The sequence below is a fragment of the Escherichia sp. MOD1-EC7003 genome, assembly GCF_002965065.1.
GTDB lineage: Bacteria > Pseudomonadota > Gammaproteobacteria > Enterobacterales > Enterobacteriaceae > Escherichia.
On sequence record NZ_PTRE01000079.1, the window covers coordinates 12,954 to 32,771 of the forward strand.

A 19,818-nucleotide genomic window follows, 5' to 3' on the forward strand; every position below is an offset into this window, starting at 1 on the left:
AAGGTGACGTTGTCACCGAAACTCAGCTTGCCCGGCTTAAAGCATGGCTCTGTGCAATGGGGAAAGATTGACACCTTTCGCCACAAAGCCATTGAGCCATTCCGGGGCTTGCTCTAGCACCTGGCGGGCTTCAGACTCTGTATCAAATTCAGCAAAGACACAGGCCCCTGTCCCAGTCAGGCGCGACGGGGCGTATTCTAACAGCCAGGAAAGCACCGCATCAACCTCGCGAAAACGTTTTCTTGCGATAACCTCGCAATCATTGCTGAATTCACATTTTAGCAACGTTTTTATTGACCTTTTTGGCGTATTGCGCGGGAGTTCAGGATCTTTAAAAATCACCGGAGTCGGAATACTTACACCAGGGTGCGCCACCAGATACCATTTCTCTGGTGGATTCGCCGGCGTTAATATTTCACCAACGCCTTCGGCAAAAGCGGCATGACCCCGTACAAAGACAGGAACATCTGCACCCAGCGTCAAACCTATTTCTGCCAGTTCATCAATGCTTAGTTCGCATTGCCAAAGATGATTTAACGCCACCAGCACAGTTGCTGCGTTGGACGAGCCTCCACCCAGACCGCCGCCCATTGGCAAACGCTTGTCAATGCTGATATTCGCACCGCTTCTGGTCGGAAGTCGCCCGCGGGTGGCTGCTGTTTTCATCAGCAACCGAGCGGCGCGAACGATCAGGTTATCTTCATGTTCCACGCCTTCAACTGGGGTTAACAGCCGAATATCTCCGTCGTCACGAAGCTCAATGCTGATGGTGTCGCCGTAATCAAGAAACTGAAACAGTGTTTGCAGCGTGTGGTAACCATCCTCACGCTGACCGGTAATGTATAAAAACAGATTAAGTTTTGCCGGAGAGGGCCACTGTGTCCGCATTATTTTACTATCCAGTTATCCATTTTTAACTTGATGCGCTGACCACCGTCGGTGAGTTCCATATTGGCTGGCATCGCAGGTTGCGTTTTGGTGTCATAACTACCGTAAACAACTTTCCAGTTTTTGCCATTCTGGCTGTAGGAGATTTCGCTCAGGCGATATTGATCGTCCAGTTTGTAGTCGGTTGCATCACCCGGTAAACCTAAAATCCACTGGCGCAAGCTGTTGAGTGGAATCGGCATTCCGGTCAATTTGCCAATCATCTCTTCGGCGTCATCGGCGGTATAACGCTGACCTTTATTGTCGACTAACTGCACGTTACCCGGCTGAGCATTCAGCTCCAGTTCGGTGCTGCCCAATGGGTTAGTCAGCAGCAGGCGGTAACTGTCCTGGCCGGTTTGCTGCCAGAAAAAGCGGGCGTACACTTTTTGTTGGTCAGAAATATAAGCGAACGCACCGCGAGTCTGATACTGATTGAGATTGCGCACGTCTTGCTGATGCTGACGCCATTGTGGTGAATCCGGGCTTTTGCCAGGACCTTTGGGCGTGGTAACGGAACAGGCAGTGAGCATAAGAGCAGCCAGCGGTAGCAGGTGGATAAGACGAAGATCGGGCAGGGGCATAGTGATGACAAGTCCTTGAGATGCGTTGCAGTTATAACCTTTAATGGTAGCGTTACCGTCCGCAATCGTCTATGTTCACGTTGTCTTAATTGCCAGAATCTAACGGCTTTTGACAATTACTCCAAAAGGGGGCGCTCTCTTTTATTGATCTCCCGCATCCTGTATGATGCGAGCAGACTAACCTTATCAACGTTGGTATTATTTCCCGCAGACATGACCCTTTTAGCACTCGGTATCAACCATAAAACGGCACCTGTATCGCTGCGAGAGCGTGTATCGTTTTCGCCGGATAAGCTCGATCAGGCGCTTGACAGCCTGCTTGCGCAGCCGATGGTGCAGGGTGGTGTGGTGTTGTCGACGTGTAACCGCACGGAACTTTATCTTAGTGTTGAAGAGCAGGCTAACCTGCAAGAGGCGTTAATCCGCTGGCTTTGCGATTATCACAATCTTAATGAAGAAGATCTGCGTAAAAGCCTCTACTGGCATCAGGATAACGACGCGGTTAGCCATTTAATGCGTGTTGCCAGCGGCCTGGATTCACTGGTTCTGGGGGAGCCGCAGATCCTCGGTCAGGTTAAAAAAGCGTTTGCCGATTCGCAAAAAGGTCATATGAAGGCCAGCGAACTGGAACGCATGTTTCAGAAATCTTTCTCTGTAGCGAAACGCGTTCGCACTGAAACAGATATCGGCACCAGTGCTGTGTCTGTCGCTTTTGCGGCTTGTACGCTGGCGCGGCAGATCTTTGAATCGCTCTCTACGGTGACGGTTCTGCTGGTTGGCGCGGGCGAAACCATCGAGCTGGTAGCGCGTCATCTGCGCGAACACAAAGTACAGAAGATGATTATCGCCAACCGTACTCGTGAACGTGCTCAAATTCTGGCCGATGAAGTCGGCGCTGAAGTGATTGCCCTGAGCGATATTGACGAACGGCTGCGCGAAGCCGATATCATCATCAGTTCCACCGCCAGCCCGTTACCGATTATCGGTAAAGGCATGGTGGAACGCGCATTAAAAAGCCGTCGCAACCAACCAATGCTGTTGGTGGATATTGCCGTTCCGCGCGATGTTGAGCCGGAAGTTGGCAAACTGGCGAATGCTTATCTTTATAGCGTTGATGATCTGCAAAGCATCATCTCGCATAACCTGGCGCAGCGTAAAGCTGCAGCTGTGGAAGCTGAAACGATTGTTGCTCAGGAAACCAGCGAATTTATGGCGTGGCTGCGCGCGCAAAGCGCCAGCGAAACCATTCGCGAGTATCGCAGCCAGGCAGAGCACGTTCGCGATGAGTTAACTGCCAAAGCGTTAGCGGCTCTTGAGCAGGGCGGCGACGCGCAAGCCATTATGCAGGATCTGGCATGGAAACTGACTAACCGCCTGATCCATGCGCCAACGAAATCACTTCAACAGGCTGCCCGTGACGGGGATAACGAACGCCTGAATATTCTGCGCGACAGCCTCGGGCTGGAGTAGCAGTACATCATTTTCTTTTTTACAGGGTGCATTTACGCCTATGAAGCCTTCTATCGTTGCCAAACTGGAAGCCCTGCATGACCGCCATGAAGAAGTTCAGGCTCTGCTGGGTGACGCGCAAACTATCGCCGACCAGGAACGTTTTCGTGCATTATCACGCGAATATGCGCAGTTAAGTGATGTTTCGCGCTGTTTTACCGACTGGCAACAGGTTCAGGAAGATATCGAAACCGCACAGATGATGCTCGACGATCCTGAAATGCGTGAGATGGCGCAGGATGAACTGCGCGAAGCGAAAGAAAAAAGCGAACAACTGGAACAACAATTACAGGTTCTGTTACTACCCAAAGATCCTGATGACGAACGTAACGCCTTCCTCGAAGTCCGTGCCGGAACCGGCGGCGACGAAGCGGCGCTGTTCGCTGGCGATCTGTTCCGTATGTACAGTCGTTACGCCGAAGGTCGCCGCTGGCGTGTAGAAATCATGAGCGCCAGCGAAGGTGAACATGGCGGTTATAAAGAAATCATCGCAAAAATTAGCGGTGATGGCGTGTATGGTCGTTTGAAATTTGAATCTGGCGGTCATCGCGTGCAGCGTGTTCCTGCCACGGAATCACAAGGTCGTATTCATACTTCTGCTTGTACCGTTGCGGTAATGCCAGAACTGCCTGACGCAGAACTGCCGGACATCAACCCGGCAGATTTGCGTATTGATACTTTCCGCTCTTCAGGGGCGGGTGGCCAGCACGTTAACACCACCGATTCGGCAATCCGTATTACTCACTTGCCGACCGGTATTGTTGTTGAGTGCCAGGACGAACGTTCGCAGCATAAAAACAAAGCGAAGGCGCTTTCAGTGCTCGGTGCTCGCATCCACGCTGCAGAAATGGCAAAACGTCAACAGGCCGAAGCGTCTACCCGTCGTAACCTGCTGGGGAGCGGCGATCGCAGCGACCGTAACCGTACTTACAACTTCCCGCAGGGGCGTGTTACCGATCACCGCATCAACCTGACGCTCTACCGTCTGGATGAAGTGATGGAAGGTAAGCTGGATATGCTGATTGAACCGATTATCCAGGAACATCAGGCCGACCAACTGGCGGCGTTGTCCGAGCAGGAATAATGGAATATCAACACTGGTTACGTGAAGCAATAAGCCAGCTTCAGGCGAGCGAAAGCCCACGGCGGGATGCTGAAATCCTGCTGGGGCATGTTACCGGCAAAGGGCGTACTTTTATTCTCGCCTTTGGCGAAACGCAGCTGACTGACGAACAATGTCAGCAACTTGATGTGCTACTGACGCGTCGTCGCGATGGTGAACCCATTGCTCATTTAACTGGAGTGCGAGAATTCTGGTCGTTGCCGTTATTTGTTTCGCCAGCGACCTTAATTCCGCGCCCGGATACGGAATGTCTGGTGGAACAGACACTGGCAAGGTTACCTGAACAACCTTGTCGCATTCTCGATCTCGGGACGGGCACCGGAGCAATCGCTCTGGCGCTGGCCAGCGAACGCCCGGATTGTGAGGTTACGGCGGTTGACCGCATTCCCGATGCTGTCGAACTTGCGAAGCGCAATGCCCGGCATCTGGCGATCAAAAATATCCACATTCTGCAAAGCGACTGGTTTAGCGCGCTTGCCGGGCAGCAGTTTGCAATGATTGTCAGTAATCCACCGTATATTGACGAGCAGGACCCACATCTTCAACAAGGCGATGTTCGCTTTGAGCCGCTGACTGCGCTGGTTGCGGCAGACAGTGGAATGGCAGACATCGTGTATATCATCGAACAGTCGCGTAACGTGCTGGTATCCGGCGGCTTTCTGCTTCTGGAACATGGCTGGCAGCAGGGCGAAGCGGTGCGACAGGCATTTATCCACGCGGGATATCATGAAGTTGAAACCTGTCGGGACTATGGTGATAACGAGCGCATAACGCTTGGCCGCTATTATCAATGACAAGTTTTTCTACGCTGCTTAGCGTTCATCTCATTAGCATCGCGCTTTCTGTTGGACTATTAACCTTACGTTTCTGGCTACGTTATCAGAAGTATCCACAGGCATTTGCTCGCTGGACGCGCATTGTGCCGCCGGTTGTCGATACGATGTTATTGTTAAGCGGTATTGCGTTGATGGCTAAAGCGCACATCCTGCCATTTTCCGGGCAGGCTGAATGGCTGACTGAAAAGCTGTTTGGAGTTATCATTTATATCGTTTTGGGTTTTATTGCACTCGATTACCGTCGTATGCACAGTCAGCAGGCGCGCATTGTTGCCCTCCCGCTGGCGTTGGTGGTGCTGTACATCATCATTAAACTCGCCACCACAAAAGTACCGTTACTGGGGTAAGTCATGAGATCGTTAGCTGATTTCGAATTTAATAAAGCGCCATTGTGCGAAGGCATGATCCTGGCTTGCGAAGCAATCCGCCACGATTTTCCCTCGCAAGATGTTTACGACGAACTGGAGCGTCCCGTTAGTCTGGCGAAGGAAGAAATCAGCCAGCTTCTGCCTTTAGAAGAGCAGTTGGAAAAACTGCTCGCGCTGTTTTACGGCGACTGGGGATTTAAAGCCTCACGCGGTGTTTATCGTCTTTCCGATGCATTATGGCTGGATCAGGTGTTAAAGAATCGGCAGGGCAGTGCGGTATCGTTAGGTGCCGTTTTATTATGGGTCGCGAATCGTCTCGATTTGCCGCTGCTGCCGGTCATTTTCCCGACGCAGCTGATATTGCGCATTGAATGTCCGGATGGCGAAATTTGGCTGATTAACCCTTTTAACGGTGAATCGTTAAGCGAACATATGCTGGACGTATGGTTAAAGGGAAATATCGGCCCGTCTGCGGAACTGTTTTATGAAGACCTTGATGAAGCTGATAACATTGAGGTAATCCGCAAATTGCTGGATACACTCAAAGCCTCGTTGATGGAAGAAAATCAGATGGAGCTGGCGTTACGCACCAGCGAAGCTTTATTACAATTTAACCCGGAAGATCCCTATGAAATTCGCGATCGCGGGTTGATTTATGCGCAACTGGATTGTGAACACGTTGCGTTGAACGATTTAAGTTATTTCGTTGAACAGTGTCCGGAAGACCCGATCAGCGAAATGATACGTGCGCAAATAAATAACATCGCGCATAAACATATTGTGCTGCATTAATTAATCGACATTTTACTCAAGATTAAGGCGATCCTATGAAACAAAAAGTGGTTAGCATTGGCGACATCAACGTAGCAAATGACCTGCCATTCGTACTGTTTGGCGGTATGAACGTGCTGGAATCTCGCGATCTGGCGATGCGCATTTGCGAGCACTACGTAACCGTGACCCAGAAACTGGGTATCCCTTACGTGTTCAAAGCCTCTTTTGACAAAGCCAACCGTTCCTCCATCCACTCTTATCGTGGACCAGGCCTGGAAGAAGGGATGAAAATATTCCAGGAGCTAAAGCAGACTTTTGGCGTGAAAATTATCACCGACGTTCACGAACCAAGCCAGGCACAGCCAGTTGCTGATGTCGTGGATGTGATTCAGTTACCGGCGTTTCTTGCTCGCCAGACTGATCTGGTGGAAGCCATGGCGAAAACCGGTGCGGTAATTAATGTTAAAAAACCGCAGTTCGTGAGTCCAGGCCAGATGGGTAATATCGTTGATAAATTTAAAGAAGGCGGCAACGAAAAAGTGATTCTTTGCGATCGTGGCGCTAACTTCGGCTATGACAACCTGGTTGTCGATATGCTGGGCTTCAGCATAATGAAGAAAGTGTCTGGCAACTCGCCGGTGATTTTCGATGTGACCCACGCACTGCAATGCCGCGATCCGTTTGGCGCAGCTTCCGGCGGTCGTCGTGCTCAGGTGGCTGAGCTGGCACGTGCCGGTATGGCGGTAGGTCTGGCGGGGCTGTTTATTGAAGCGCATCCCGACCCGGATCACGCGAAATGTGATGGTCCATCCGCGCTGCCGCTGGCTAAACTGGAACCGTTCCTCAAGCAAATGAAAGCGATTGATGATCTGGTGAAAGGTTTCGAAGAACTGGATACCAGCAAGTAATTTTTTGTTTTGAAATCAAAAGCCTTACCGCTATTTGGTAGGGCTTTTTTATGTCTGTCAGATACAGAAAGGCCGTAAGTTGTCATTACGGTAGCCTGATGTTCGTTTTCGCGTTACACGAACGTAGATCGGGGCCTTATTGCAGAGGAGATTAAGGCGAATATTAATGACCAGAAGTCGTTGCTGTAAGTTTACTGTTGTAACTCTGTACCAGGGAAAACAGTATTTGCGTTACATGCCCTGCAGATAATTGAGCGTTGTGGGTAAGCGCTGTTTGCATCGTGTGGATAAAGCGTCTGCTGGCTGCTAAAGAGACCGCACTTCCATACTGAATTTCATCGAACTGACTGCGGTTTAGAAATTGCGTATTGCGCATATCAACGCGTTGTACGATGTCACTATGATGCAAATCAGGCTCAACATGTCCTTTCCAGCAATAACGCAACGTTTCCCCGATCGGATGCTGAGTAAAATTAGTGGAGAGGTGAAGAATATTACCTCGCGCGGTATCAAAGGTGAGCAGAACATACAGTTTCTGGCCCGCGCTCTCTCCTTGAAAAGGCACAATAAGAGGAACCGTTTCAATTCGTTCTGGTGGTGCTATTTCTCTTTGTAAAAGCTGTTTGGGTGTCCAGACTTTTTTGCAGACGCGACACTGAACGCGCTGTGTTCCCTGTGGATTATGACCATAGCAAATAATTTCTTTGCTGTAACAGACGGGACAAAAAAGACCGATTTTACAAGCATATGCAGTTAAGTATGCCGATAGCCAGTCACGAAATTGTTGCCCATCAAACAGGGGAGGGTAACTTCCACATGCCTGGCAGTGCAATGCTGGATATCCCAGCCTGTAGTCTGGCCAACTGTAATCAGCAGATGTTGGTAACCCTAAATTGCGACAACCAAACGTTTTGCAGGTATTAATTGTAAATAGTGTCGACATAAGCCACCAACGATTTCAAGAGGTCGTTGATTCTGCCCTGTAACTCTTGATAGGTAGTGTGAGCAGACTCACATAAAGAAACTTTTCAAAACGTAAAGTAACAAATCTTTATATAACTGAAAGGAACGGGTTATGAAGATAAAAATAATTACTGTGGGTATTCTGTTGGCATTACCATTTTGGGCCTGTGCAAAGGATGTCACAATTATTTATAGCAATGATCTCCATGCGCATGTGGAACCTTATAAAGTGCCATGGATTGCTGATGGCAAACGGGATATTGGTGGTTGGGCAAACATCACTACTCTGGTAAAACAGGAAAAAGCAAAAAATAAGGCAACATGGTTTTTGGATGCCGGGGATTATTTTACCGGACCGTATATTAGTAGCCTCACTAAGGGCAAAGCAATTATTGATATCATGAATACCATGCCATTTGATGCTGTGACAATGGGAAATCATGAATTCGATCATGGCTGGGACAATACGTTATTACAGCTTAGCCAGGCGAAATTCCCAATTGTGCAGGGAAATATATTTTATCAGAACAGCAGCAAAACATTGTGGGATAAACCTTATACCATTATTGAGAAAGATGGTGTGAAAATCGGTGTAATAGGTTTACACGGCGTATTTGCATTTAATGATACTGTTTCCGCCGCGACACGCGTAGGTATTGAAGCCAGGGATGAAATTAAATGGCTGCAACATTATATCGACGAACTAAAAGGTAAAGTTGATTTGACCGTGCTGCTGGTCCATGAGGGCGTGCCAGCTCGTCAATCCAGTATGGGGAGTACTGATGTACGTCGTGCGCTGGATAAAGATATTCAGACTGCAGGACAGGTAAAAGGATTGGATATTCTGATTACCGGACATGCGCACGTTGGTACACCGGAACCGATTAAAGTCGGTAATACACTAATTCTGTCAACCGACAGTGGTGGTATTGATGTTGGAAAACTGGTTCTGGATTACAAAGATAAACCGCATCACTTTACGGTGAAAAATTTTGAGCTGAAAACCATTTATGCTGATGAGTGGAAACCTGACCCACAAACGAAGTCAGTCATTGATGGCTGGAATAAGAAACTTGATGAAATTGTGCAACAAACCGTAGCGCAGTCGCCGGTTGAATTAACGCGCGCTTATGGTGAATCCGCGTCACTGGGGAACCTGGCAGCGGATGCTTTGCTGGCAGCAGCAGGTAAAGATACACAATTAGCGTTAACCAACTCTGGCGGTATCCGCAATGAGATCCCGGCGGGGGCAATTACGATGGGAGGCGTCATCAGTACGTTTCCGTTCCCTAATGAACTGACTACGATGGATCTCACTGGTAAACAATTACGTAGTTTGATGGAGCACGGAGCCAGCCTGAGTAATGGGATTTTGCAAGTATCTAAAGGCATGGAAATGAAGTACGACAGCAGTAAACCAATCGGTCAACGTGTTGTCGAGCTTACGCTTAATAATAAGCCGATTGAGGATGCAACGATTTACCATATTGCTACCCAAAGCTTCCTTGCTGATGGCGGCGATGGTTTTACCACGTTTACTGAGGGTAAAGCGCGCAACACAACGGGCGGTTATTATGTCTACCATGCAGTGGTTGATTATTTCAAGGCGGGTAATGCCATTACGGACGAACAACTTAACGGTATGCGTGTTGCTGATGTGAAGAAATAAATACGCTTGATGTACTGCGTTCTGTATTACAGTAATTTATTAATAGATAGGGTTCACAGGATATTTATTATCTTTAGAGATGATTTTTAAATAAATTTATTATTATCCCTTCACCACCTCCAGGGAGGTGGTGACAGGTATTGTTTTAAATAAAAAGGTATCTATGGTGGTGATGGATTTGAGACCTTCCTAAAAGGAACGAATGTCAAAACTATTAACAGCACCACTTCTGCAGAATCGATCATTGATTATATTAAGGCACATAGCCCATTAAAACATGATCTTGAAATGAGGGTAGTTGATGTAAGCGCAGCTAAATAGGCACAATGAATTAGCAGTAACATCAGTTATGGTTGAGATATTAATATATCTCAATCATATAATAGCAAAGTATTAAAGAACGTGATGTGTATTATTTATTACAGGAATAGTATTATTTTAATAAGCCTCAGTGGAAGGAGTTATATTTATGCAAAAAATAAAATATCTTTTATCAGGAGTATTTATATTGTTGCCCGTGGTAACGTTTGCTGATTCTGGAGATAATGAATATTTATCTGGCTGGTGGCATCAAAGTATTAATATAGTAGGAAGTAATTCTACTCGCTTTGGGCCACAGAAAAGATCAGATCTATATCCAGAATATCGCGCATGGGCTCATGTGGATTGGTTTGATTTCTATGGTTATGCGGATTTACCTAAATTTTTTGGTTTAGGAAATGATAATGACATTGGCATTTGGGATAACGGCTCACCATTTTTTATGGAAATAGAGCCGCGTTTTAGTATCGACAAATTAACGGGATTAGACTTAAGTTTTGGTCCATTTAAAGAATGGTATTTTGCTAATAATTATATCTACGATGCGGGAACGAATGAAGGGCAGCGTCAGAGTACCTGGTATATGGGGTTAGGGACTGATATCGATACAGGGCTACCGATGATGTTGTCTGCAAACATCTATGCTAAATATCAAGGAAACAATTATAATGCTGCTAATGCGAATGAATGGGATGGTTATCGTTTCAAAGTAAAATATGTTGTTCCGATTACTACCGTTTGGGGTGGTAAATTAAATTATGTCGGTTTTACTAACTTCGATTTTGGTTCGGACTTAAAGGAAGAATCAGGTGGTAAGCAACAGTTTTATTCTCGTACAAATAACTCAATAGTTTCCACTCATGTACTCAGTCTGGTTTATTCTCACTGGAGTTATGGCGCAACTCTTCGCTATTTTTATCATGGCGGGCAATTTGATGAGGGGAGTAACGCATTTAATAGTAAAGGAGAAATGACCACGATAGATTCAACAGGATGGGCTTATTATTTAACTGTCGGGTATACTTTTTAAATAACTTTGAAAGGAATTATTTATGAAAATAAAAAATATTGCTGCGGGTATCCTGCTGACACTACCGCTCTGGGCTTGTGCAAAAGAGGTTACTATTATTTATACTAACGATCTCCATGCTCATGTTGATACATACAAACTCCCGTATGTTGCAGACGGTAAACGAGCAATCGGTGGATTCGCTAATATAACAACATTAGTAAAACAAGAAAAAGTAAAAAATAAAGCTACCTTTTATTTTGATGCGGGTGACTATTTTACCGGTCCATATATCAGTAGTCTGACAAAGGGGCAGGCAATAATCGATATTATGAATACCATGCCCTTTGATGTGGTATCCATTGGTAATCATGAATTCGACCATGGTTGGGATAACCTTCTCCGACAGTTAAGTAAGGCAAATTTCCCCGTTTTATTGGGAAATGTCTTCCATAAGGACAGTGAAATACCGTTCTGGAATAAACCATACACCATTCTGGAAAAGGACGGTGTAAAGATTGGCGTTATTGGACTACACGGTGTGTTTGCATTTAATGACACAATTTCAGAGCTCTCAATCCAGGGACTCGATAATGATAACAACAATCGCTTTGATAAATCAGCGGCCAGTCTCAAGAATCAGGGGATTGAGGCTCGCGATGAGGTGAAATATCTGCAGCATTATCTGGATGAACTACGAGGGAAAGTTGACATTACGGTCGCTCTCATCCACGAAGGTGTTCCGGCGCGTCAGTCCAGTATCGGTAACACCGATGTCAGGCGTGCGCTGGATACAGATATTCAGACTGCAAGTAAGGTCAAAGGCCTTGATATTCTCATTACCGGGCATGCCCATGTAGGAACACCTGAACCTATCAAAGTGGGAAATACATTAATCCTTTCGACCGACAGCGGCGGTATTGATGTAGGGAAACTGGTGCTCAATGTAGATCCTGCCGCCCATACCCATAAAGTGAAAAGCTTTGAGTTGAAAACACTTTATGCGGATGAATGGAAACCTGATCCGACAACTCAGAAAGTTATTGATGGCTGGAATAAAAAACTGGCAGATATCGTGCGCCAGCCGGTCGGTGAATCACCTGTCACGTTAACGCGTGCCTATGGTGAATCATCACAACTTGGCAACCTGTTTACGGATGCAATGCTTGTTGCTGCACCGAATGCGCAGATTGCACTGATCAATTCCGGTAGTTTACGTGCGGATATCAATGCTGGCCCCATTACCTTTGGTGATATTACCAGCACATTTCCCTTTAAGAATGAACTTACGGAAATGGATCTCAGCGGCAAAGATCTGCGTAACCTGATGGAACATGGTGCATCGCTCACTAACGGCATATTACAGATGTCAAAGGGAGCTGAAATGCATTATATCCCGCAAAAACCAGTAGGCCAGAGAATAGAATCTTTCACAATCAACGGTAAAGCGGTTGTGGATACAGAGACTTATCATGTTGCAACAACGACGTTTCTTGCACTGGGTGGCGATGGTTTTCTGGCATTTAAGGAAGGAAAAAATGTACAAGTTCGTGCTGGACATAATATGTCCGATGTTGTGATTGATTATTTGAAATCAGGACACAAAATAGTTCCGGCACAGATTAATGAAATGCGAGTTAACGCCAGTAAATAATAAAATTAATATTGATGATGCAATTCATTCTATGGATTGCATCATTCCCTTACGCATTATAAAACAAACAGAAACAGGACCATAAGAATGATAATGAAATGTGCCAGTACATCCTGTAATTTACGTTGTTCGTATTGCTATTTCGATAAGGTCCAGTCCTGCTCTGAATGTACAACGTGCAATTCAGATGATGAGACGTTACAGTTATTTATTCGTCAGAAAATCAATGCTCATAAAACGGGTAATGTGATATTTTTCTGGCAAATTCAGGAACTAACACCTGACAAGCTTAACTTCTTTAAGCGAGTTATTAAGTTACAACAGCAAGTTGTACAAGGTAATAAAATTATTAATACCGTACTGATCAATGGTGTTCTGTTGGATGACAGTTGGTGCGAATTTTTCAAAAGATATCAGTTTATTATTAGCATTTCAGTGAATGTTAATACTTCGTTGCATAATAATCTCTGCGACACGATTTCTGATAAACCAACGGCTCGCCAGATTGAAGCGGCGGTGAGATTGCTGCGAAAACATGATGTTGAATTTAGCACTCTGACCGTTATTAACGCTATAAATAGCCAGCAACCTCTGCAGATATATCACTATCTTAAAAATCTGGGCAGTCGCCATATGCAGTTTATCCCTCTGCTTGAACCGCTTGCTCAAGAAGGGGGAGATACGCACAGCCTTGCGCCAGCAGCATTAGGGATCTTTTTGAAAACGATTTTTTACACCTGGGTTCGTCTGGATATTGGAACGATAAAAATCCCTGTTTTTGAGCACGCTTTTGCGTCGTGGTGTGGATTACCTGCGCCGAATTGTGTTTTCGCATCATTTGATGTTAGTGCGTTCACGACGCGGAAAAACACAAAGAATCAAATAGTCGAACAGTGTAAACCGCTACTGGCAGCGGAGTGTATGAGTTGTAATATAGAATTCGCCTGTCACGGCGGTTGTCCAAAACAGCGTATCGCGTTTTCCCGAAACGGCCTTCCAGCCCTCAATTATTTTTGCGAAAGCTATCAGTCTTTTTTCTCTTATGTTGAACCTTATATGTTGATGATGAAGGCCCTGTGGGAACAAAATTATGCGCCTTCCGATATTCGCCAGTATTTGGCCTGATACAGCTCTCTGTATGAGGGGGAAGGGAGAAAAACTTCCCCCGATTTTCGTCATCGGGGGAAAGGCCGTCGTCAGGCAAATATCGTCATCAAATAGGCGGCAAACAGCGCCAGATGCGCTGCGCCATTGAGCACGTTAGTACGTCCGGTGGAGAAGGAGATATGGCACAGCACTAAAGAAGCGACCATCACCACCATTTCTGGCGCACCAAGTGCAAACTGCAATTCGTTACCCGTCATAAAGGCAATTAGCGTGACAACAGGTACGGTAAGCGAAATGGTTGCTAACACTGAACCAAAGAACAGATTCATCGCGCGCTGCACCTGGTTGTTCAACACTGTTTTTAACGCACCTAAACCTTCCGGCGACAGAATCAACAGTGCCACCAGGAAGCCAGTAAAGGCGACAGGGGCATTCATGCTGTCGAGCAATGTCTCCAGCGGGTTGGCGTTCATTTTGGTGACCGCAATAACAGCAATCAGATGGACAATCAACCAGATGGCATGCCACAGGCTGCTGTGGGCAGACGGTTTACCGTGGTGCGGGTCGTCATCATCGCTGTCATCTTCGTGTTCGTAGACAAACAAACTTTGATGCGTTTTGGTCTGGATCAGCAAAAATACGCCATACATTGCCGCAGAAATTAATGCGACCAGTAACGCCTGGCCGGTTGAAAAATTCGCCACAGGCAGAGCCATTGGGAATACTAATACAATTATCGCCAGGGGGAACAGTGCAATTAAATACTGCTTGATACCAAACAGATTCATATATTGGGTGGCAAACTTACGTCCACCCAACAATAATGCAAAACCAACCAGCCCACCGGTAACAATCATAATGATTGAATAGAGTGTATCACGCATTAGCGTCGGCGCCGCGTCGCCGGTTGCCATTAGAGCTGAAATCAAACTGACTTCAAGAATAACCACTGAAAGGCTAAGAATTAGCGAACCGTAAGGTTCTCCCAGGCGATGGGCTAATACGTCCGCATGACGGACAACACTAAAGGCGCTACTTAAAATACCAATGAGCGCAAGAAGATTGATGGCAATGACTACTGGTAGTGTCTGGCTGCTTCCCCACAGGAATAGCACTACCAGCGCCAGAACCGGGAAAATAAGCGAAGTCTCCTTGTGGCGGGTTTTTACCGCCTCTTGAGCATTTGACATTATGGTTATCCCTTTGCAGATGAATTTATCGGAAATGTAAAAAATAGGCAGGAAAAATAACAGAAAGTGTCTGGATATCGGTAACATTTTACGAATTTTTACCCCGCTGTCGATTTTTTACTCATTGGGGTATAAAAATAAGCAATGCGTTTAGACAATGTTTGTTTTAGCGTTTATTGAGAAGAGTCTGACACGAAAATTCTTATGTTTTGGCAAGAGTGGATATTGTTGACCACACTTAATATTCAACTTTGTAAAAGGAGTCAACAATGCCGTATAAAACGAAAAGCGATCTGCCGGAAAGCGTAAAGCACGTGCTACCGTCTAATGCCCAGGATATCTATACTCTAAATAATTCGAGTTGCAGGAAGGCGGCAAGCGAGTGAATCCCCAGTCACTTACATAAGTAAGTGACTGGGGTGAGCGAACGCAGTCGCAGCACATGCAACTTGAAGTATGACGAGTATATAAAGAAGCGTTCAACAGCGCATGGGATCAATATAAAAATAAAGAAGATCGGCGTGATGACGCCAGTCGCGAAGAAACGGCGCATAAAGTGGCCTGGGCTGCTGTGAAGCATGAATATGCCAAAGGGGATGATGATAAATGGCATAAAAAATCGTAAAACCGGTAGCTGAGTTAAAGCTATTCGTGCGGTGTTGCCTTGCAAGTGGTCTGTTGATTGCATATTGTCCCGTTAGTGGTTTCAAAATGAGCAGTAAAAATGTCCGGAAGACACCAAAAAGTTGTCGCAGGGAAGTATGCAGTGGTGGAGGTGTAAGGTGATAACGCGTGATTTCTTGATGAATGCCGATTGTAAAACGGCATTTGGTACTATTGAAGAATCACTCTTATGGTCAGCAGAACAACGGGCAGCTTCGCTGGCGGCGACGCTGGCTTGTCGACCTGATGAGGGACCGGTGTGGATCTTCGGCTATGGATCGTTGATGTGGAATCCGGCGCTGGAGTTTACCGAGTCGTGCGCCGGTACACTGGTTGGATGGCATCGCGCGTTCTGCCTGCGCCTGACTGCCGGACGCGGGACTGCGCACCAGCCGGGACGGATGCTTGCACTGAAAGAAGGGGGACGCACCACAGGCGTCGCCTATCGACTGCCAGAAGAGACGCTGGAGCAGGAACTAACCCTGTTGTGGAAGCGCGAGATGATTACCGGCTGTTATCTGCCAACCTGGTGTCAGCTTGATCTTGATGATGGGCGCACAGTCAACGCCATTGTGTTTATTATGGACCCGCGACATCCAGAATATGAATCTGATACTCGCGCTCAGGTCATAGCGCCGTTGATTGCGGCGGCGAGCGGCCCGCTGGGAACTAACGCACAGTACCTGTTTTCACTGGAACAAGAGCTTATCAAACTGGGAATGCAGGACGATGGGCTGAATGATTTGCTGGTATCGGTAAAAAAACTGCTGGTGGAGAATTTTCCGGATGGTGTGTTACGGCCTGGATTCGCCTGAGTAAACTTCCCTCATAGTGGGGCGTCAGACGCCCCCTCAAACATTAAAATGTAAGCACTTTATCGGCTGACAGCGTCCATTGCGCCAGTTCCACAAGAGTACCGATTTCCACCCCATCAATCAGAGGAAGTGTGCTAATCCCGCGCCCGTCAGTACAGGTTTTGCACAATTTTACCGGTACATTCTGAGCGGTAAGGATCTCCAGCATTTGCTGAATGTTGTAGCCTTCCCCTGGTTTTTGCCCGCGTAACCCGGCGGTGACCGCATCAGACATCAGGAACAGACGCAAATCCAGATTGCTCTCCTGCTCTCGTAGCGCAATGGCCAGCCGCAAGCTGTTAAACAAGGATTCGCTCCCGTAAGGTGCGCCATTGGCAACGATTACGATTTTTTGCATTATTTACTCCTGTATTCAGGGAATTAGACACTTATCCTCTATCTTACTGCTTCTCTACTGTATGACCAATCGGTCACCTTTTTAAGGACTTGTCTGAAAGCTGAAGAGAGTACGACAAAAATGATCTGTCACCACGTTGCTTTAACACTGCGGTTATTCATTTTTTGGGAGGGGAAGGGGCGAGCAATCACTGGCGATTGTCGGTGGTGGTGGAAGATAACCAGGGGCAGCGTGTCTCCTCCAATGAGATCACGCTAACGCTTGTCGAACCATTTGATGCATTGTCGAACGATGAACCGCGCCGGGAACCGTAATCAGAAAATGCGCTCCTGATGCACCCATACCGCTGCTTCCACGCGAGACTTGAGCTTCATTTTCTTCAGCATGTGCTTGACGTGCACTTTTACTGTGCTTTCGGTGATATCCAGGCGGCGGGCAATCATCTTGTTCGGCAAACCTTGGGCAATCAGCTTGAGAATATCGCGCTCGCGTGGGGTTAACTGGTTAACATCGCGTTCAGTAGTGGCACGGTTAGCGCGCAAGCTGGCGGCCAGAACAGGTGTTAATGCTTCGCTTAATACCATTTCGCCAGCAGCTGCCTGATGCAACGCTTTCAGCAGATCTTCCGGTTCCATATCTTTTAACAGATAGCCATCCGCGCCGCGTTTCAGGGCTGTGACCACATCTTCTTCATGGTTAGAGACGCTGAATACCACAATGCGCCCGGAGAGGGACTTTTCACGCAGTTTATCCAGCGTTTCCAGACCGTTCATGCCGGGCATATTGAGATCTAACAGGATCAGATCGGGATCAAGAGATTCTGCCAGTTCAATACCCTGTTCGCCATTACTTGCTTCGCCAACCACGGTGATATCTGGTGCCATACTGATAAGCTGTTTTACGCCAGTTCGCAGCATCGGGTGATCGTCGATCAGCAGGATAGTGGCCGGTTCCTGATTACTCATGGGTATCTCCTTGGACGTCTGTGAAAGTTTTTTCGGGAATAAAGGTGACCACCACTTCGGTGCCACCTGATTCACGACGGTGGACGCGGCAATCGCCTCGTAAACTTTGCGTACGGTCGCGCATTATTATCATGCCGTAATGATTGCTGCGGATGGCATTTTCAGGCACACCGCAGCCGTTATCCTGGACGGTCAGTTTGACCTGATTGTCGTTTTGCGCCACTGTCACCGCCACCTCACTCGCTTGCGAATGTTTGAGGGCGTTACTTAATGCCTCACGGGCAATTTGCAACAAGTGGATTGCCTGATGCGAAGGCACCAGACGAGGCGGCAATTGATAATCCAGCTTCACCGGGAAGCCAAATTTGGCGCTGTACTCTTCGCAACTCGCCTCCAGCGCCGGACGTAATCCAGGCTCGGTGAGCTGCAAACGGAATGTGGTGAGCAATTCACGCAACTGCGCCCAGGACGCATTCAGTTCGTTACGGATCTGACTTAACAGTTCGCGGCTGCTTTCTGGCAGCGCATCGCCCTGCATCTGTAAACAACTCACCTGCATCTTCATGCAAGAGAGAGATTGGGCAATCGAATCATGCAGTTCGCGCGCAATGGTTGCACGCTCTTCCATCACGATCAACTGTTGCTGACGTTCCTGATGGCGATCCAGCGCCAGCGTGGCGGTGAGTTGTTCAACCAGGGTATCCACCAGTTGTTGTTGGTCATGGCTAAGATGACGCCCCTGCGGCAGGGTCGCCAGCAAAATACCGTACTGCGTATGAGAGTCAGCCAGCCGCCACTTCAGGGTAGTGCCGCGATCGCCAACGGGTAATACGCCGCGCGGGCAGAGCTGGCAGCCTTTATCATCGCAAGTCATATCTGGCTGGCAGGTAAACTCCTGATGATTCTCTTCATCATCAGTGTCATACACCCGCAGTTCGATATCACGTAGCAGAGTTAAGTTCTGTAAGCCGTTGAGTACAGGTGACAGGCGTTCACACAGCGGGGCGTGGGAATGCAAACGGCGGTTGGCCTGCCATAAAAAAGAGAGGATTTGATTTTTATGCTCCAGTCCGGCGGTTTTCTCCTGAACCCGCTGCTCAAGTACGGCGTAACTTTCTGCCAGTTCTGCAGACATATTGTTCAACGCAGTTCCAAGCATCGCCATTTCGTTGCGCCCGCTGATGTTCGCGCGTTGGGTAAAATCGCGATGGCTGACGGCACTCGCCATTGCCAACAGCTGCCGCCACGGTTGTAGCAGTCGCGCCCGCAACCAGATAATAGTGAACACCAGTAAAAGTGCCATAAATACCGCCATTACCCGATGGACCAGCACCACTGTCTCAATGCGCATTTCCGTGGTGCGGTCAAAACCAGACACCAGCTGATCAAGCCCGGCAACAAACTGGCTGACGTCTGCTGACACCGTTTCACGATTTTGTGCACGAACCAGAGCAGGGATCAGTTCATTACGCCAGTAATCTTGTAAACCCTGTAATTGCGCCAGTTGTCCGTCTCGTTCTGCTGCTCGAGTCAACTCGGCGCTAAATGCTGTTTGTTCCATCTCTTTAATTAAGGGCTTGTCTTTCTCGCTTAATGGCACTGCCGCCAACAGACGGTAACTTTGCATGCGCAGCGATCCCGCTTTGTTTATCGCATGGGCGCTGCCCTGAACGCCTTGCACCAGCCAGCCAGAAACCGCCATCCCCGCCATTCCAATCGCAGTAGAAAGCAACACAATAAGCGCAACCTGATTAACCAGGGTAAGCGGAGAGAGACAACGTTTAAGCATGTAAACCTCTTCCTTCAGGCTTTAAATGAACAATAACCTTAATGAATGTGACGATACATTCTGGAATGGCCGTATTCTCGGCTATTGGCTGAAGTATACCCATACCCGGAAAGAGTTACTCCTTATTTTCCGTGTGGTTAGTTGCTTTACATCAGCAAGGATAGGGATTTTACAGTACCGTGAAAAATCTCATAATTTTTATGAAATCGCAGTACTCACTATGGATAATAATAAATATTCATGATGG

General features: G+C 47.4%; 17 protein-coding genes and 3 pseudogenes. 13 read left to right on the forward strand and 7 right to left on the reverse strand.

Annotated features, from left to right (window positions below; all coding sequences use genetic code 11):
* Positions 1–36: 36 nt before the first annotated feature.
* On the reverse strand, positions 37–888 hold the full coding sequence (ispE, locus tag A7090_RS14765) for a 4-(cytidine 5'-diphospho)-2-C-methyl-D-erythritol kinase (RefSeq protein WP_105274588.1): 852 nt from the start codon (positions 886–888) through the stop codon (positions 37–39).
* Complete coding sequence (gene lolB, locus A7090_RS14770; RefSeq protein ID WP_105274589.1) at positions 888–1,511, reverse strand: lipoprotein insertase outer membrane protein LolB; 624 nt, start codon at positions 1,509–1,511, stop codon at positions 888–890. The genes ispE and lolB overlap by 1 nt, the downstream gene beginning before the upstream one ends.
* Before the next feature lie 213 nt (positions 1,512–1,724).
* On the opposite strand from lolB, the gene hemA reads away from it, so the two are divergent.
* The 6 genes from hemA to kdsA are packed head-to-tail and all read left to right on the forward strand — an operon-like array spanning position 1,725 to position 7,029.
* Positions 1,725–2,981 (forward strand): glutamyl-tRNA reductase, encoded by a 1,257-nt coding sequence (hemA, locus tag A7090_RS14775; protein WP_105274590.1) that lies wholly within the window; start codon positions 1,725–1,727, stop codon positions 2,979–2,981.
* A gap of 40 nt (positions 2,982–3,021) precedes the next feature.
* Positions 3,022–4,104, forward strand: a complete 1,083-nt coding sequence (prfA, locus tag A7090_RS14780; protein WP_105274591.1) for a peptide chain release factor 1 — start codon at positions 3,022–3,024, stop codon at positions 4,102–4,104.
* Positions 4,104–4,937, forward strand: coding sequence for a peptide chain release factor N(5)-glutamine methyltransferase (gene prmC, locus A7090_RS14785; protein WP_105274592.1), 834 nt, complete (start codon positions 4,104–4,106; stop codon positions 4,935–4,937). The genes prfA and prmC overlap by 1 nt, the downstream gene beginning before the upstream one ends.
* On the forward strand, positions 4,934–5,326 hold the full coding sequence (gene sirB2 / locus A7090_RS14790; protein WP_105274593.1) for an invasion regulator SirB2: 393 nt from the start codon (positions 4,934–4,936) through the stop codon (positions 5,324–5,326). Before prmC ends, sirB2 begins: the two co-directional genes overlap by 4 nt.
* Before the next feature lie 3 nt (positions 5,327–5,329).
* On the forward strand, positions 5,330–6,139 hold the full coding sequence (gene sirB1, locus A7090_RS14795; RefSeq protein ID WP_105274594.1) for an invasion regulator SirB1: 810 nt from the start codon (positions 5,330–5,332) through the stop codon (positions 6,137–6,139).
* Positions 6,140–6,174: 35 nt separating this feature from the next.
* The gene (kdsA, locus tag A7090_RS14800; protein ID WP_105274595.1) at positions 6,175–7,029 is read left to right on the forward strand and encodes a 3-deoxy-8-phosphooctulonate synthase; all 855 of its coding nucleotides are present in this window, start codon (positions 6,175–6,177) and stop codon (positions 7,027–7,029) included.
* 312 nt (positions 7,030–7,341) lie between these two features.
* On the opposite strand, the pseudogene A7090_RS14805 reads toward kdsA, so the two are convergent.
* Positions 7,342–7,972, reverse strand: a pseudogene (locus A7090_RS14805) (cytoplasmic protein); the annotation flags it as partial.
* Positions 7,973–8,104: 132 nt separating this feature from the next.
* On the opposite strand from A7090_RS14805, the gene A7090_RS14810 reads away from it, so the two are divergent.
* From A7090_RS14810 to A7090_RS14830, 4 genes are all read left to right on the forward strand, one after another.
* Positions 8,105–9,661, forward strand: coding sequence for a bifunctional metallophosphatase/5'-nucleotidase (locus A7090_RS14810; protein ID WP_105274597.1), 1,557 nt, complete (start codon positions 8,105–8,107; stop codon positions 9,659–9,661).
* Positions 9,662–10,130: 469 nt separating this feature from the next.
* Complete coding sequence (locus tag A7090_RS14820; protein ID WP_095573863.1) at positions 10,131–11,012, forward strand: nucleoside-specific channel-forming protein Tsx; 882 nt, start codon at positions 10,131–10,133, stop codon at positions 11,010–11,012.
* A gap of 22 nt (positions 11,013–11,034) precedes the next feature.
* Positions 11,035–12,645: a bifunctional metallophosphatase/5'-nucleotidase gene (locus A7090_RS14825; protein ID WP_105274598.1), complete on the forward strand. Its 1,611-nt coding sequence runs from the start codon at positions 11,035–11,037 to the stop codon at positions 12,643–12,645.
* A 93-nt stretch (positions 12,646–12,738) separates the two neighbouring features.
* Complete coding sequence (locus A7090_RS14830) at positions 12,739–13,770, forward strand: radical SAM protein (RefSeq protein WP_241957273.1); 1,032 nt, start codon at positions 12,739–12,741, stop codon at positions 13,768–13,770.
* Positions 13,771–13,841: 71 nt separating this feature from the next.
* On the opposite strand, the gene chaA is transcribed toward A7090_RS14830, so the two are convergent.
* On the reverse strand, positions 13,842–14,942 hold the full coding sequence (chaA, locus tag A7090_RS14835) for a sodium-potassium/proton antiporter ChaA (protein ID WP_105274600.1): 1,101 nt from the start codon (positions 14,940–14,942) through the stop codon (positions 13,842–13,844).
* Between the two features lie 463 nt (positions 14,943–15,405).
* Here chaA and A7090_RS14845 point away from each other — a divergent pair.
* Both A7090_RS14845 and chaC read left to right on the forward strand, forming a co-directional pair.
* Positions 15,406–15,567: pseudogene (locus tag A7090_RS14845) on the forward strand (ChaB family protein); the annotation flags it as partial.
* Between the two features lie 157 nt (positions 15,568–15,724).
* On the forward strand, positions 15,725–16,420 hold the full coding sequence (gene chaC / locus A7090_RS14850) for a glutathione-specific gamma-glutamylcyclotransferase (RefSeq protein ID WP_105274601.1): 696 nt from the start codon (positions 15,725–15,727) through the stop codon (positions 16,418–16,420).
* Positions 16,421–16,463: 43 nt separating this feature from the next.
* Here the strand turns inward: chaC and ychN are convergent, their stop codons facing one another.
* Positions 16,464–16,817: a DsrE/F sulfur relay family protein YchN gene (gene ychN, locus A7090_RS14855; protein ID WP_001169669.1), complete on the reverse strand. Its 354-nt coding sequence runs from the start codon at positions 16,815–16,817 to the stop codon at positions 16,464–16,466.
* A gap of 170 nt (positions 16,818–16,987) precedes the next feature.
* On the opposite strand from ychN, the pseudogene A7090_RS14860 reads away from it, so the two are divergent.
* Positions 16,988–17,131 (forward strand): annotated as a pseudogene (locus A7090_RS14860) (inverse autotransporter invasin YchO); the annotation flags it as partial.
* On the opposite strand, the gene narL reads toward A7090_RS14860, so the two are convergent.
* The gene (narL, locus tag A7090_RS14865) at positions 17,132–17,782 is read right to left on the reverse strand and encodes a two-component system response regulator NarL (protein ID WP_000070491.1); all 651 of its coding nucleotides are present in this window, start codon (positions 17,780–17,782) and stop codon (positions 17,132–17,134) included.
* Complete coding sequence (gene narX / locus A7090_RS14870) at positions 17,775–19,571, reverse strand: nitrate/nitrite two-component system sensor histidine kinase NarX (protein ID WP_105274602.1); 1,797 nt, start codon at positions 19,569–19,571, stop codon at positions 17,775–17,777. Before narX ends, narL begins: the two co-directional genes overlap by 8 nt.
* Positions 19,572–19,818: the final 247 nt, after the last annotated feature.

What these genes read in the sequence shown, in the direction of transcription:
- ispE (WP_105274588.1), bottom strand. Translation starts at nt 888, where the DNA reads ATGCGGACACAGTGGCCCTCTCCGGCAAAACTTAATCTGTTTTTATAC.
- lolB (WP_105274589.1), bottom strand. Translation starts at nt 1,511, where the DNA reads ATGCCCCTGCCCGATCTTCGTCTTATCCACCTGCTACCGCTGGCTGCT.
- hemA (WP_105274590.1), top strand. Translation starts at nt 1,725, where the DNA reads ATGACCCTTTTAGCACTCGGTATCAACCATAAAACGGCACCTGTATCG.
- prfA (WP_105274591.1), top strand. Translation starts at nt 3,022, where the DNA reads ATGAAGCCTTCTATCGTTGCCAAACTGGAAGCCCTGCATGACCGCCAT.
- prmC (WP_105274592.1), top strand. Translation starts at nt 4,104, where the DNA reads ATGGAATATCAACACTGGTTACGTGAAGCAATAAGCCAGCTTCAGGCG.
- sirB2 (WP_105274593.1), top strand. Translation starts at nt 4,934, where the DNA reads ATGACAAGTTTTTCTACGCTGCTTAGCGTTCATCTCATTAGCATCGCG.
- sirB1 (WP_105274594.1), top strand. Translation starts at nt 5,330, where the DNA reads ATGAGATCGTTAGCTGATTTCGAATTTAATAAAGCGCCATTGTGCGAA.
- kdsA (WP_105274595.1), top strand. Translation starts at nt 6,175, where the DNA reads ATGAAACAAAAAGTGGTTAGCATTGGCGACATCAACGTAGCAAATGAC.
- A7090_RS14810 (WP_105274597.1), top strand. Translation starts at nt 8,105, where the DNA reads ATGAAGATAAAAATAATTACTGTGGGTATTCTGTTGGCATTACCATTT.
- A7090_RS14820 (WP_095573863.1), top strand. Translation starts at nt 10,131, where the DNA reads ATGCAAAAAATAAAATATCTTTTATCAGGAGTATTTATATTGTTGCCC.
- A7090_RS14825 (WP_105274598.1), top strand. Translation starts at nt 11,035, where the DNA reads ATGAAAATAAAAAATATTGCTGCGGGTATCCTGCTGACACTACCGCTC.
- A7090_RS14830 (WP_241957273.1), top strand. Translation starts at nt 12,739, where the DNA reads ATGAAATGTGCCAGTACATCCTGTAATTTACGTTGTTCGTATTGCTAT.
- chaA (WP_105274600.1), bottom strand. Translation starts at nt 14,942, where the DNA reads ATGTCAAATGCTCAAGAGGCGGTAAAAACCCGCCACAAGGAGACTTCG.
- ychN (WP_001169669.1), bottom strand. Translation starts at nt 16,817, where the DNA reads ATGCAAAAAATCGTAATCGTTGCCAATGGCGCACCTTACGGGAGCGAA.
- narL (WP_000070491.1), bottom strand. Translation starts at nt 17,782, where the DNA reads ATGAGTAATCAGGAACCGGCCACTATCCTGCTGATCGACGATCACCCG.
- narX (WP_105274602.1), bottom strand. Translation starts at nt 19,571, where the DNA reads ATGCTTAAACGTTGTCTCTCTCCGCTTACCCTGGTTAATCAGGTTGCG.